This is a genomic window from Pseudomonas triticifolii, assembly GCF_014358015.1.
In the GTDB taxonomy this organism is placed as follows: Bacteria; Pseudomonadota; Gammaproteobacteria; order Pseudomonadales; family Pseudomonadaceae; genus Aquipseudomonas; species Aquipseudomonas triticifolii.
Genome location: NZ_JACONV010000006.1, coordinates 51266 through 65168, shown reverse-complemented (window position 1 = coordinate 65168; position 13903 = coordinate 51266). Strand labels below are relative to the sequence as shown.

The 13903-nt window shown below is 60.9% G+C and carries 9 protein-coding genes; all 9 read left to right on the top strand.

Translation table 11 applies throughout. The features are described from left to right. Positions 1 to 243: 243 nt before the first annotated feature. Positions 244 to 669, top strand: coding sequence for a 30S ribosomal protein S6 (gene rpsF / locus H8S56_RS11495; protein WP_004883583.1), 426 nt, complete (start codon positions 244 to 246; stop codon positions 667 to 669). Between the two features lie 28 nt (positions 670 to 697). Then, the gene (gene rpsR / locus H8S56_RS11490) at positions 698 to 928 is read left to right on the top strand and encodes a 30S ribosomal protein S18 (protein ID WP_002551829.1); all 231 of its coding nucleotides are present in this window, start codon (positions 698 to 700) and stop codon (positions 926 to 928) included. Between the two features lie 39 nt (positions 929 to 967). Next, positions 968 to 1864, top strand: a complete 897-nt coding sequence (locus H8S56_RS11485; protein WP_024685846.1) for a YybS family protein — start codon at positions 968 to 970, stop codon at positions 1862 to 1864. A 19-nt stretch (positions 1865 to 1883) separates the two neighbouring features. After that, positions 1884 to 2330, top strand: coding sequence for a 50S ribosomal protein L9 (rplI, locus tag H8S56_RS11480; RefSeq protein ID WP_004883587.1), 447 nt, complete (start codon positions 1884 to 1886; stop codon positions 2328 to 2330). A 123-nt stretch (positions 2331 to 2453) separates the two neighbouring features. Beyond that, complete coding sequence (dnaB, locus tag H8S56_RS11475; RefSeq protein ID WP_024685845.1) at positions 2454 to 3848, top strand: replicative DNA helicase; 1395 nt, start codon at positions 2454 to 2456, stop codon at positions 3846 to 3848. A gap of 160 nt (positions 3849 to 4008) precedes the next feature. Then, positions 4009 to 6324: a YgiQ family radical SAM protein gene (locus H8S56_RS11470; RefSeq protein ID WP_024694072.1), complete on the top strand. Its 2316-nt coding sequence runs from the start codon at positions 4009 to 4011 to the stop codon at positions 6322 to 6324. 546 nt (positions 6325 to 6870) lie between these two features. Next, positions 6871 to 10158: a transglutaminase family protein gene (locus H8S56_RS11465; protein ID WP_187518704.1), complete on the top strand. Its 3288-nt coding sequence runs from the start codon at positions 6871 to 6873 to the stop codon at positions 10156 to 10158. An 84-nt stretch (positions 10159 to 10242) separates the two neighbouring features. Beyond that, on the top strand, positions 10243 to 12750 hold the full coding sequence (locus H8S56_RS11460) for a circularly permuted type 2 ATP-grasp protein (RefSeq protein WP_187518703.1): 2508 nt from the start codon (positions 10243 to 10245) through the stop codon (positions 12748 to 12750). Continuing rightward, positions 12750 to 13640, top strand: a complete 891-nt coding sequence (locus H8S56_RS11455) for a transglutaminase family protein (protein WP_024696328.1) — start codon at positions 12750 to 12752, stop codon at positions 13638 to 13640. Before H8S56_RS11460 ends, H8S56_RS11455 begins: the two co-directional genes overlap by 1 nt. Positions 13641 to 13903: the final 263 nt, after the last annotated feature.

Here is a 13903-nt window from a genome sequence, read left to right as displayed (position 1 = left end):
CCAGTTCGTGAGCAGGCTCACTCCCACATCCGGCGCTCGCCTTGCCCGAACATTCTTCGGGCGCTGTGTGCCCTGCTCAAATAATCACCAATTGCCTTGCGCCGCCCACGACCCTTCTCTACAATTGCGCCCCTTGCTGTCATGGCAGGCGCGCATGTGCCTGTTCCTGAGCAAGACTAACAGTGTCATTCACTCCTTGTCTGACCGCTTTCAGCGGCAGGCTACAACCCGTAAGGAGCATTCATGCGTCATTACGAAATTATCTTTTTGGTCCACCCGGATCAAAGCGAGCAAGTCGGCGGCATGGTAGAGCGTTACACCAAGCTGATCGAAGAAGACGGCGGCAAAATCCACCGTCTGGAAGATTGGGGCCGTCGTCAACTGGCTTACGCAATCAACAATGTTCACAAGGCTCACTACGTGATGCTGAACGTTGAGTGCTCTGGCAAGGCTCTGGCCGAGCTGGAAGACAACTTCCGTTACAACGATGCTGTGATCCGTAACCTGGTCATCCGTCGCGACGAAGCCGTCACTGGCCAGTCCGAGATGCTCAAGGCTGAAGAAAACCGCAGTGAGCGCCGTGAGCGTCGTGACCGTCCTGAGCACTCCGACAGCGCCGATGGCGATGACGGCGACAACAGTGACGTTAGCGATAACGCTGACGAGTAATCCACGGACCTTTTGAGGAGCCAATTACATGGCACGTTTCTTCCGTCGTCGTAAATTCTGCCGCTTCACCGCTGAAGACGTCAAAGAGATCGATTACAAAGATCTCAACACTCTGAAAGCTTACGTATCCGAGACCGGCAAAATCGTTCCAAGCCGTATCACTGGTACCAAAGCACGTTATCAGCGTCAGCTGGCCACCGCTATCAAGCGCGCCCGCTTCCTGGCCCTGCTGGCCTACACCGACAGCCACGGCCGCTGAGACCGGGTAGTCGACAAATCGTAACAAGGGATAGAAAGCATGCGTGCCCTGGCTGAATTCATCATGCGCGGCCGCATGCAAGCCACTCTCGTAGTGGCTGGATGTGCGGCATTGCCGCTGTTTTTCTGGTTGAGTGCTGCCGCAGGTTGCCTGGTGCTTCTGCGGCGCGGGTTCAGTGATGCCGTTGGTGTCCTGTCCTGGGCTCTGCTGCCGGCTTTGGTCTGGTGGTATTTCGGCGAACCGCGTACAGCCATGGTGCTGGCCGGTTCGCTGAGCTTGGCAATGGTGTTGCGTGCCAGCGAGTCCTGGGTCCGCGTGCTGCTGGTCAGCGTAGCGTTGGGTGTGGTGTACGCAGTGGTACTGGGTGCGGTTTTTCGCGAACCCATTGAAGCGATGTCGCAGGAGTTGCAGAAACACCTGCCGGCAATGCTCTCTGGGCTCTACGAGCAAATGAACGTAGAAGAGCGCGCGCGTCTGGGAGCACTGATTGCCCCCGTCCTGAATGGCCTGATAGCGGCTTTGCTGCAAATCGTCAGTGTGCTGAGCCTGATTCTTGGGCGCTACTGGCAAGCGTTGTTGTACAACCCTGGTGGTTTCGGGCGCGAGTTTCGCGCCGTGAGAATCCCGCTGGTGCCGGCATTGGTGCTGGTGGTGTGCATGCTGGTGGGGCCGAATTTCGGTCCTCAGATGGCCATGCTTACACCGCTCTGCAGCGTACCGCTGGTATTTGCAGGGCTGGCACTGATCCACGGACTTGTCGCTGAAAAGCGCCTGTCCAGGTTCTGGCTGGTAGGGATGTACATCACGCTGCTGGTATTCATGCAGCTGATCTATCCGTTGCTCGTGGTGATAGCCATTGTCGACAGCCTGATTGATTTTCGCGGTCGCCGGGTATCGAAAGATTCCGGCAATGGTCCTGCGAACGGTGAAGGTTAAAAGTTAAGAGGATTTCCACATGCAACTGATCCTTCTGGAAAAAGTCGCCAACCTGGGCAACCTGGGCGACAAAGTAAACGTTAAGGCCGGTTACGGTCGTAACTACCTGCTGCCTTACGGCAAAGCCACCGCTGCAACCGCTGCCAACCTGGCTGCGTTTGAAGAGCGTCGTGCCGAGCTGGAAAAACTGGCTGCAGACAAGAAAGCATCTGCCGAAACTCGCGCTGCCCAACTGGCTGAGCTGGAAGTGACTATCACTGCCACTGCTGGTGACGAAGGCAAGCTGTTCGGTTCGATCGGCACCCACGACATCGCTGATGCACTGACCGCCTCGGGCGTTGAAGTTGCAAAAAGCGAAGTTCGTCTGCCGAACGGCACTATCCGCAACGTTGGCGAATTCGACGTAGCCGTGCACCTGCACAGCGACGTAGAAGCGACCGTACGCGTTGTCGTAGTGGCTGCTTAAGCAGTACGTGATCGTCTGGCGGCATTGCCGTCAGAGGATTAACATCGGGCACGATCCTGTTCACAGGTCGTGCCCTTTGTCTTTATGGCATCCCTATTCTGTAAACCTCGAATTCAAGTGGCCATGAACGAAATCTCCAGCCCTGAGCAATACGATCTACAAACCGCTGCCCTCAAGGTGCCGCCCCATTCCATCGAGGCCGAACAGGCTGTGCTCGGTGGTCTGATGCTGGACAACAACGCCTGGGAGCGGGTGCTCGATCAAGTCTCGGACGGTGATTTCTATCGACACGACCACCGCCTGATCTTCCGGGCCATTGCGCGCCTGGCTGACCAGAACAGCCCTATAGACGTCGTTACACTGGCCGAACAGCTGGACAAGGAAGGGCAGACCTCTCAGGTCGGCGGCCTTGGCTATCTCAGTGAGCTGGCGAAGAACACGCCTTCGGTCGCCAACATCAAGGCGTACGCGCAGATCGTTCGTGCGCGGGCAACCTTGCGACAACTGATCGGCATCAGCACCGAAATTGCGGACAGCGCGTTCAACCCCGAAGGCCGTACCGCCGAAGAGATCCTCGACGAGGCCGAACGGCAGATCTTTCAGATTGCCGAAGCGCGGCCCAAGACGGGCGGCCCGGTCAGCGTCAACGACTTGCTGACCAAGGCCATCGACCGGATTGATACGCTGTTCAACAGTGACAACGCGATCACCGGACTCTCGACCGGCTATACCGATCTGGACGAAAAGACCAGCGGCTTGCAACCGGCCGACCTGATCATCGTCGCCGGTCGTCCGTCGATGGGTAAGACCACCTTTGCGATGAACCTGGTCGAAAACGCCGTGTTGCGCAGCGACAAGGTCGTGCTGGTCTACTCCCTCGAGATGCCAGGTGAGTCGCTGATCATGCGTATGTTGTCCTCGCTGGGTCGCATCGATCAGACCAAGGTGCGTGCCGGTCAGCTGGATGACGACGATTGGCCGCGCCTGACATCAGCGGTCAACCTGCTCAATGACCGCAAGCTGTTCATCGACGACACCGCTGGTATCAGCCCGTCGGAAATGCGCGCGCGTACCCGCCGCGTGGTGCGTGAGCATGGCGATGTCGCCATGATCATGATCGACTACCTGCAGTTGATGCAGATCCCGGGATCGAGCGGTGACAACCGGACCAACGAGATTTCCGAGATTTCCCGCTCGTTGAAAGCGCTGGCCAAGGAATTCAACTGTCCGGTCATTGCCCTGTCGCAGCTCAACCGCTCCCTGGAACAACGTCCGAACAAGCGCCCGATCAACTCCGACCTCCGGGAATCCGGAGCGATCGAGCAGGACGCCGACGTCATCATGTTCGTGTACCGCGACGAGGTGTATCACCCGGAGACCGAGCACAAGGGCATCGCCGAGATCATCATCGGCAAGCAGCGTAACGGCCCTATCGGCACTACCCGCCTGGCGTTCATCGGCAAATACACCCGTTTCGAGAACCTGGCGCCGGGCAGTTACAACTTCGATGATGATTGATATCAGGTGACAACTTATCCCTGTGGGAGCGAGCGTGCTCGCGAAGAGGCTGGCGCTGAAGCCATCCACTCAATTCCGACCATTGCCGTCGGACTTGATCAAAAAATGTGCTATATTCCGCGCCCGCGATTTTTCCAACGTGCAAACGTAGGTCCTGAACATGCAATCAGCCAAGCCGTTATTTGACTATCCCAAGTACTGGGCCGAATGTTTCGGACCAGCACCTTTCCTGCCCATGAGTCGGGAAGAGATGGATCTGCTTGGCTGGGATTCCTGCGACATCATTATCGTGACCGGTGATGCGTACGTGGATCACCCCTCGTTCGGCATGGCGATCATCGGACGCCTGCTCGAATCCCAGGGTTTTCGCGTGGGTATCATTGCCCAGCCGAACTGGCAGTCCAAAGACGACTTCATGAAACTCGGCGAGCCGAACCTGTTCTTCGGTGTCGCTGCCGGCAACATGGACTCGATGATCAACCGCTACACCGCGGACAAGAAAATCCGTTCCGATGACGCCTACACCCCAGGCGGCATGGCGGGCAAGCGTCCAGACCGTGCGAGTCTGGTTTACAGCCAGCGCTGCAAGGAAGCCTACAAGCACGTGCCGATCGTGCTGGGCGGCATCGAAGCGTCCCTGCGCCGTATTGCGCACTACGATTACTGGCAGGACAAGGTTCGCAACTCGATCCTGATCGACGCCTGCGCCGACATCCTGCTCTACGGCAACGCCGAGCGCGCGATCGTCGAAGTCGCCCAGCGTCTGTCCTACGGTCAGAAGGTCGAAGACATCACCGATGTGCGCGGCACAGCGTTCATTCGTCGCGACACGCCGCAAGGCTGGTACGAAGTCGACTCCACGCGCATCGACCGTCCGGGCAAGATCGACAAGATCATCAACCCGTACGTCAACACTCAGGACACTGAAGCCTGCGCCATCGAACAGGAAAAAGGTCCGGTCGAAGACCCGAACGAACCGAAGGTTGTGCAGATTCTCGCCAGCCCGCGCATGACCCGTGACAAGACCGTCATCCGCCTGCCATCGGTTGAAAAGGTCCGCAACGACGCCGTGCTGTATGCTCACGCCAACCGCGTATTGCACCTGGAAACCAACCCGGGTAACGCCCGTGCGCTGGTGCAGAAGCATGGTGACGTGGACGTCTGGTTCAATCCGCCGCCCATTCCGATGACCACCGAAGAAATGGACTACGTGTTCGGCATGCCTTACGCACGTGTTCCTCATCCTGCGTACGGCAAGGAAAAGATTCCGGCCTACGACATGATCCGTTTCTCGGTGAACATCATGCGTGGCTGCTTCGGCGGCTGCACCTTCTGCTCCATTACTGAGCATGAAGGCCGCATCATTCAGAACCGTTCAGAAGAGTCGATCATTCGAGAAATCGAAGAGATCCGCGACAAGGTGCCAGGCTTCACCGGCGTCATTTCCGACCTCGGCGGGCCGACGGCGAATATGTATCGCATCGCCTGCAAGAGCCCGGAAATCGAATCCGCGTGCCGCAAGCCGTCCTGCGTGTTCCCCGGCATCTGCCCGAACCTGAATACCGATCACTCGTCGCTGATCCAGCTGTATCGCAGCGCGCGTGCCTTGCCGGGCGTGAAGAAGATTCTGATCGCGTCTGGTCTGCGCTACGACCTGGCAGTCGAGTCGCCTGAGTACGTCAAGGAACTGGTCACTCACCACGTCGGTGGTTACTTGAAGATCGCCCCGGAACACACCGAGGAAGGTCCGCTCAACCAGATGATGAAACCGGGCATTGGCAGCTATGACAAGTTCAAGCGCATGTTCGAGAAGTACACCAAGGAAGCAGGCAAGGAGCAGTACCTGATTCCTTACTTCATTGCGGCCCATCCGGGCACTACCGATGAAGACATGATGAACCTGGCGCTGTGGCTTAAGGGCAATGGCTTCCGTGCCGACCAGGTGCAGGCGTTCTATCCCTCGCCAATGGCCACGGCCACGGCCATGTACCACTCGGGCAAGAACCCGCTGCGCAAGGTCACGTACAAGAGCGATGCGGTCACGATCGTGAAGAGCGAGGCGCAGCGTCGTCTGCACAAGGCGTTCCTGCGTTATCACGATCCGAAGGGCTGGCCGATGCTGCGTGAGGCGCTGGAGCGTATGGGGCGTTCCGATCTGATCGGCCCGGGCAAGGATCAACTGATTCCGTTGCATCAGCCTGCCACTGACAGCTACCAGAGTGCGCGTCGCAAGAATTCGACGCCTGCTGGCAGCCACAAGGTTGCCAAGGCGGCCAAGACCACGCTGATTCAGACCCAGCACACCGGTCTGCCGCCACGCGGCAGTGACGGTAGCAAGCCATGGGACAAGCGCGAAGAGGCCAAGGCTGCCGCCATGGCCCGTAACAAACAAGCGGCCAAGGAGCGTATGGAAGCGGCCAAGGGTGGCAAAGGCAAGGGCGGCAAGCCTGCTCGCAAGCCTGTGGTGCCGCGCTAGGTCGCTACACGCGGACGCGGCGCGTGGTAGCGATCACCTCAGGCTGATCGTTCCCACGCTGTGATACTCCGAAAGACGCGCAAAGCCGGGCCAAAACGAAAGTGTCTGACTGAATGCATACCCGGTGGGAGGCGGCTTGCCGGCGATGGCGTCTGTCCAGCCGCTGATGTGTCGCGTCAAAAAACGCATCGTCGGCAAGCCGCCTCCCACGGTCCGTTGGTTGCAGCAAGACGTGTGTACGGCCATGAGCCTGATCGTGCCAATGCCCTGCGTTGGCATGCGTCCCACTGGCACTGATGACGTGGATCAAGCCGCTTTCCCCGCAGCGCCCTCGCTTCACTCAGATACTTCACCTCCCGCCTCATCCCTCTGCCACACTGTCTGCCACATTATCGTGCGACCCTTGCACGCTTGGCGTCGGCTGGCGCGATTTTGGTGCCTTGTCCGTTCAGGCACGTATTGCCAGCGTCGCAGACGCAGGACTTTGACCGGATGGCATAAGTCTTGCGCGGATCATTTACCGTTCAGGCTCGCAGGAGGCACGCCGTGTCGATTCATATTGCCTTGCACCATGTCACGCATTACCGCTACGAACGCGCTGTCGAACTGGGGCCGCAGATTGTTCGCCTGCGTCCGGCGGCCCATAGCCGCACGCGTGTGCTGTCTTATTCGCTGAAAGTGCTGCCTGAAAATCATTTCATCAACTGGCAGCAGGATCCGCAGGGTAATTACCTGGCACGTCTGGTGTTCCCCGAGAAAACCGACGAGTTCCGCGTCGAGGTCGATCTGGTCGCCGAGATGGCGGTGTTCAATCCGTTCGACTTTTTCCTCGAACCTTACGCCGAGAACATTCCGTTTCTGTACGCCAGCGAGGAACAGCGCGAGCTGGCGCCGTATCTGGAAAAACTGCCGCTGACGCCCAGGTTTCAAGCCTACCTGGACAGCATCAGCCGCGAGCCGATACCGGCCATCGATTTTCTGGTCGGGCTCAACCAGCGCCTGAGTCAGGACGTCGCGTACCTGATCCGCATGGAACCGGGCGTGCAGACGCCTGAGTACACGCTCGAGCATGCTTCCGGCTCATGCCGGGACTCGGCCTGGTTGCTGGTGCAGTTGCTGCGCCACCTGGGCATGGCGGCGCGGTTTGTGTCGGGGTACCTGATTCAGCTCAAGGCCGATGTCGCGGCGCTGGACGGCCCGTCCGGCACCGACGTCGATTTCACCGACCTGCACGCCTGGTGCGAAGTCTATCTGCCGGGTGCCGGTTGGGTCGGCCTGGACGCGACCTCAGGCCTGTTCGCAGGCGAGGGGCATATTCCGTTGGCGTGCAGCCCGGAACCGTCGTCTGCCGCGCCGATCAGCGGGCTGGTGGAGCCTTGCGAGACTCAGTTCAGTCATGAGATGTCGGTAGAGCGGGTCTGGGAAGCGCCGCGTGTTACCAAGCCGTATACGGAAGAACAATGGCAGGACATTCAGGCCCTCGGTCATCAGATCGACGCCGACCTGCTACGCGATGATGTGCGCCTGACCATGGGCGGTGAGCCGACGTTCGTGTCGATTGATGATCGTGACGGCGCGGAATGGAACACGGCTGCACTCGGGCCTAAAAAGCGCGAGCTGTCTGCCGAGCTGTTCCAGCGCATGCGTGACCATTACGCGCCGCTGGGCATCGTGCATTTCGGTCAGGGCAAATGGTATCCGGGCGAGCAATTGCCGCGCTGGTCGCTGAACTGTTTCTGGCGCAAGGACGGCCAGCCGGTCTGGCGCAACAATGCGTTGATCGCCAGCGAGACCGAAAACTACGGTGTCACGGGCGAGCTGGCGGGGCGTTTTCTGGCCAGCGTTGCCGAGCGGCTCAAGCTGCCGACCCGCTTCGTGTTCCCGGCCTACGAAGACAATTATTACTACCTGTGGCGCGAGGGTGCGCTGCCGGTGAACGTCACGGCCGAGGATTCAAGGCTGGGCGACGAGATGGAGCGGTCGCGTCTGCGCAAGGTCTTCGCTCAGGGGCTGGACAAGGTCATCGGCCAGGTCCTGCCGCTGGCGCGCACGGCTGACGGCGACAGCTGGCAGAGTGGCCGCTGGTACCTGCGTGACGATCATTGCCGTCTGGTGCCGGGCGATTCGGCGCTGGGCTATCGCCTGCCACTGGCTTCGCAGCCGTGGGTCAAGGCGGCCGAGTACCCGTTCATTCATCCGACTGACCATAACCAGGCCTTCCCGGAGCTGGCGGACAGCGACTCGCTGATCGCGCAGTCCAAAGCCTGCGACACCGATGCCGAGCGTGCCCCCGAGCTCGACGAGTCCGCCGACTGGCTGACCCGCACGGCCCTGTGCGCCGAAGCGCGTGACGGGCGCTTGTACCTGTTCATGCCGCCGCTGCAGAAACTTGAGGAATACCTTGAGCTGGTCGCGGTGATCGAAGCGACAGCCCAAGAGCTGAACTGCCCGGTATTGCTGGAAGGCTACGAGCCGCCCAGCGACCCGCGCCTGTGCAACTTCCGTATTACCCCGGACCCGGGCGTAATCGAAGTCAACGTGCAGCCTTCCGCCAGTTGGGATCAACTCGTGGAGCGCACCGAGTTTCTCTATGAGCAAGCGCGTCTCACGCGCCTGACCACCGAGAAGTTCATGATCGACGGGCGTCACACCGGCACCGGTGGCGGCAACCACTTCGTCATGGGCGGCGCTACACCTGCCGACTCGCCGTTCCTGCGCCGTCCCGATCTGCTGCGCAGCCTGATCAGCTACTGGCACAATCATCCGTCGCTGTCGTACCTGTTTTCCGGTCTGTTCATCGGGCCGACGTCGCAGGCTCCACGCATCGACGAGGCCCGCAACGACTCGCTGTACGAGATGGAAATCGCCTTCTCGCAAATGCCGAAGCCCGGTGAAGAGGTCGCGCCCTGGGTCGTCGACCGTTTGCTGCGCAACCTGCTGATCGACGTGACGGGCAATACGCACCGCGCCGAATTCTGCATCGACAAGCTGTACTCGCCCGACGGTGCCACCGGCCGACTGGGTCTGCTGGAACTGCGTGCCTTTGAAATGCCGCCGCATGCGCGCATGAGCCTGGCTCAACAGTTGCTGCTGCGTGCCTTGGTGGCCCGCTTCTGGCGTGAGCCTTACGCACCCGCCAAGCTGGCGCGTTGGGGCACGCAACTGCATGACCGCTTCATGCTGCCGCACTTCATCGAGCAGGATTTCGCAGACGTGGTGGCCGACCTCAACAGCGCCGGTTACCCGGTGCGCGCCGACTGGTTCGCGGCCCACCTGGAGTTCCGCTTTCCGAAAGTCGGCGATTACGCCGTCAACGGTATTCAACTGGAGCTGCGTCAGGCGCTGGAGCCCTGGCACGTGCTGGGTGAAGAGGGCTCGGGCGGTGGCGCGGTACGCTACGTGGATTCGTCGCTGGAGCGCCTACAGGTCCATCTCACGGGTCTGCCGCCACAACGCTATCTGCTGACCTGCAACGGTGTTCCGGTGCCGTTGCAGCCGACCGGTCAGGCGGGGGAGTTCGTCGCGGGTGTGCGCTATCGCGCCTGGCAGCCAGCCAATTGCCTGCAACCGACCATCGGGGTGCACGCGCCGCTGGTGTTCGACCTGCTCGACACCTGGATGCAGCGCTCACTGGGCGGCTGCGAGTATCATGTCGCCCATCCGGGCGGTCGCAACTACGAAACTTTGCCGGTCAACGCCAACGAAGCGGAAAGCCGTCGCATGTCGCGGTTCTTCCGCATCGGCCATACACCGGGAAAATTGGAGGTCCCGTCGCTCAACATTAACGACGAACTGCCGATGACGCTGGATATGCGCCTGCATTCACCTGATTAACAGCGGCTCCACGAGTCGGGTGCGCACGGACGTGACACCCGACCATGTCCCTTGAAGTCCTTTTGCTGCCCTGCCGAGCCTTCCATGCCCGACTTGCTTGACCGATACCCGCTGTCCGAGGGTACCTACCACGAGATGCTCGATGCCGATGGCACGGTTCGTCCGCACTGGCGGCGTCTGTACGAGCACCTGCGCCGCAGTTCGCCTGCGCAACTGACCCAGCGTCAGGCACTGCTGACCCGGCAGATTCAGGAAAACGGTGTGACGTACAACGTCTACGCCGATCCCAAGGGCGCTGACCGTCCGTGGGAGCTGGATCTGCTGCCGCACATTATTCCGGCTGACGAGTGGGCACACGTGGCTGCCGGTATTGCCCAGCGCGGGCGCTTGCTCAACGCAGTGCTCGCCGACCTGTACGGCCCGCAGACCTTGATCGCCAACGGCCTGCTGCCCGCTGAACTGGTGTTTGGGCATAACAACTTTCTGTGGCCGTGCCAGGGCGTGAAACCGCCCGAAGGCACGTTCCTGCACATGTATGCCGTGGATCTGGCCCGCACGCCGGATGGCCGCTGGTGGGTCACGGCTGACCGAACCCAGGCCCCGTCCGGCGCAGGTTACGCGCTGGAAAATCGCCAGATCGTGGCGCGTGCCTTGCCGGAAGCCTATCGCGATCTGCAGGTCCGGCACCTCTCCGGCTTCTTCGGTGCCTTGCAGCAGACTCTGGCCCGTCAGGCTCCGACCAGCAATGAAGCACCACTGATCGTGTTGCTGACGCCGGGGCGATTCAACGAAAGCTATTTTGAACACCTGTATCTGGCACGCCAGTTGGGTTATCCACTGGTCGAAGGTGGCGACCTCACGGTGCGCGATGCCACGGTTTACCTGAAGACCCTCAGCGGCCTGCGCCGGGTTCACGCGATCATGCGTCGTCTGGACGATGATTTCTGCGATCCACTTGAGCTGCGCACCGACTCGGCGCTCGGTGTGCCGGGGCTGCTGGAAGCGGTTCGTCGAGGCAACGTGCTGGTGGCCAATGCCTTGGGCAGCGGTGTGCTGGAATCGCCTGGCCTGTTGGGGTTTCTGCCCAAGATCTGCGAATACCTGTTCGGCGAAGAACTGATCCTGCCTTCCGTGGCGACCTGGTGGTGCGGCGAGCCGCCGGTGTTGGCGCAGGCGCTGGAAAAGCTCCCTGAGCTGCTGATCAAGCCTGCGTTTCCGTCGCAACACTTCGTGCCGGTGTTTGGCCGCGACCTTAATGAGGAGCAGCGCAAGGCGCTTGCGACCCGTATGCAGGCCCGACCTTACGCCTATGTCGCACAAGAGCTGGCGCAGCTGTCTCACGCGCCCGTTTTGCAGGCCGATGGCGAGGCCTTGCAGTCGCGTGCCATTGGCATGCGGGTCTATGCCGTCGCGGGCCTGGATGGCTATCGCGTCCTGCCGGGCGGGCTGACACGCGTGGCGGCCGATGCCGATGCAGATGTGGTTTCGATGCAGCGGGGCGGTGCCAGTAAAGACACCTGGGTGTTGGGCGAGCGGTCCTACAGTGGTGTTCATCCTGGCGAACCCTTGAAAGGTCAGCGTGCGCTGGGCGTCTATGACCTTATCCGACGCGATCCCTACCTGCCGTCGCGGGTCGTGGAAAACCTGTTCTGGTTCGGCCGCTACTGCGAGCGTTGTGATGACAGCGCACGCCTGCTGCGCATCATGTTCACGCGTTATGTCGACGATGACGATCCACAGGCCCTGCAGGCCGCCGTGACGCTGGCCGAAAGCCTGGGCGTGCTGCCTGAGGTCGAGGAAGACGAAACGCTTCAGCATCGTCTGTTGACGGCGTTGCTGGGTGAAGAGTGGCCGTTCAGCCTGCGCGCGAACCTGCAGCGTCTGCAGTGGGCGGCCTCGCAAGTGCGCGGCAAGTTGTCTCGGGAGAACTGGCAAGCGCTGGTCGAACTGCAACGTGAAGCGCTGAGTCTGGATACCGAGGAGCCGGACTTTGGCGAGCTGCTGGATTTCCTCAACCGTCTGGTGATGTCGCTGGCGGCACTGTCCGGTTTCGCACTGGACGACATGACCCGCGATGAAGGCTGGAGCTTTCTGATGATCGGGCGGCGTATCGAGCGCCTGAAGTTTCTCAGCATCAGCCTGGCGGCTTTTCTGCGCGGCACCACCGTTTCGGATCAGGCAGGCCTGGAGTGGCTGCTGGAACTGGGCAACAGCAGCATCACCTATCGCTCGCGCTATATGGCAGTGCCACACCTGATTCCGGTGCTGGACCTGTTGCTGCTCGACGACCAGAACCCCCACGCTGTGCTGTTTCAGCTCAAACTGGTGCAGCGTTCGTTGCGCCGCCTGAGCGATAATTTCGACGCGCCGCGTGACAACAGCCTGGCCGTTCTGGCCCAGCGTCTGGCCAGCTTTGACCTCGGCAGCCTCGAAAACCCGCTGTTTGGTCAGAGCAGTATCGACGCGGTGCTGGACGGGCTGGCCGACCTGCTGCAAGGCATCGGTGAGTGCGCGGGCCAGGCTTCTGATCGTCTGGCCTTGCGCCACTTTGCCCACGTCGATGATGTCAGCCAACGCACGGTATCTGTCTGATGAGCGCCCTTTACCAGATTTTTCACGACACGCACTACAAGTACGACAGCCCGGTGTCGCTGGCCCAGCAACTGGCGCACCTGTGGCCGCGCAGCAATCCATGGCAGCGCTGTACCGAGCAGAGCCTGGAGATTTTTCCCACGCCCACCTCGCGCCGCGATGAGCTGGACGTGTTTGGTAATCCGCTGACCCGACTGGCTTTCGAGCGCCCGCACGATGAGTTGCAGGTCAACGCGCGCCTGCAGATCGAAGTGCTGGAGCGGCCCTATCTGGACTTCAACCTGTCGCCGGAATGGGAAGTCACGCGCAGTGCCTTGACCTACAGCGCCAAGCCGATGTCCGAGGATGTGCTTGAGGCCTGTCGTTACCGCTTCGAGTCACCGTATGTGCATTTGAAGCGCTCGTTCGTCGAGTTCTCGCAGGATTGCTTCCCGCCGGGGCGACCTTTGCTGCTGGGCGTGCAGGCGCTGATGGAAAAAATCTTCGACGAATTCACCTTCGACAGCGAGGCCACGCAAGTCGCGACGCCGTTGGTGGAGGTGCTGGAGCGGCGGCGCGGTGTCTGTCAGGACTTCGCGCACCTGATGCTGGCGTGCCTGCGTTCGCGTGGGCTGGCTGCGCGTTACGTCAGCGGCTATCTACTGACCCAGCCGCCGCCGGGTCAGCCCCGCCTGATCGGCGCAGACGCCTCGCACGCCTGGGTGTCGGTGTTCTGCCCGGCGTCCGGCTGGGTGGATTTCGATCCGACCAACAACGTGCAGCCTGCGCTTGAGCACATCAGCCTGGCCTGGGGGCGCGACTTTTCGGACGTGTCGCCGCTGCGTGGCGTCATTCTGGGCGGCGGGGCGCATGATCCCGACGTGCGGGTCACGGTCATGCCGGTCGCGTGACGGGCGCTTAATTCCCTTCGCCCGCCAAACGTTCATTACTCGGCGGCATCGAGCACATCAGGCACTGTGCCGGGCCCGGTCGTACGCATCATGCGGACAGCTGGCGCTCGCGCCACAGGCGTAGGCGGCAAGCAAACTGCGAAACAGGCTATTGAGCTGCATGAAGGTCTTTCCATGAGGGGAGTGATAGGCCGATGGTAGAGTGGCGCTCGATGGCTGGCTGTTTGATTGTTTCGATGGCCCTGATAGTTCACGTGGTCGGC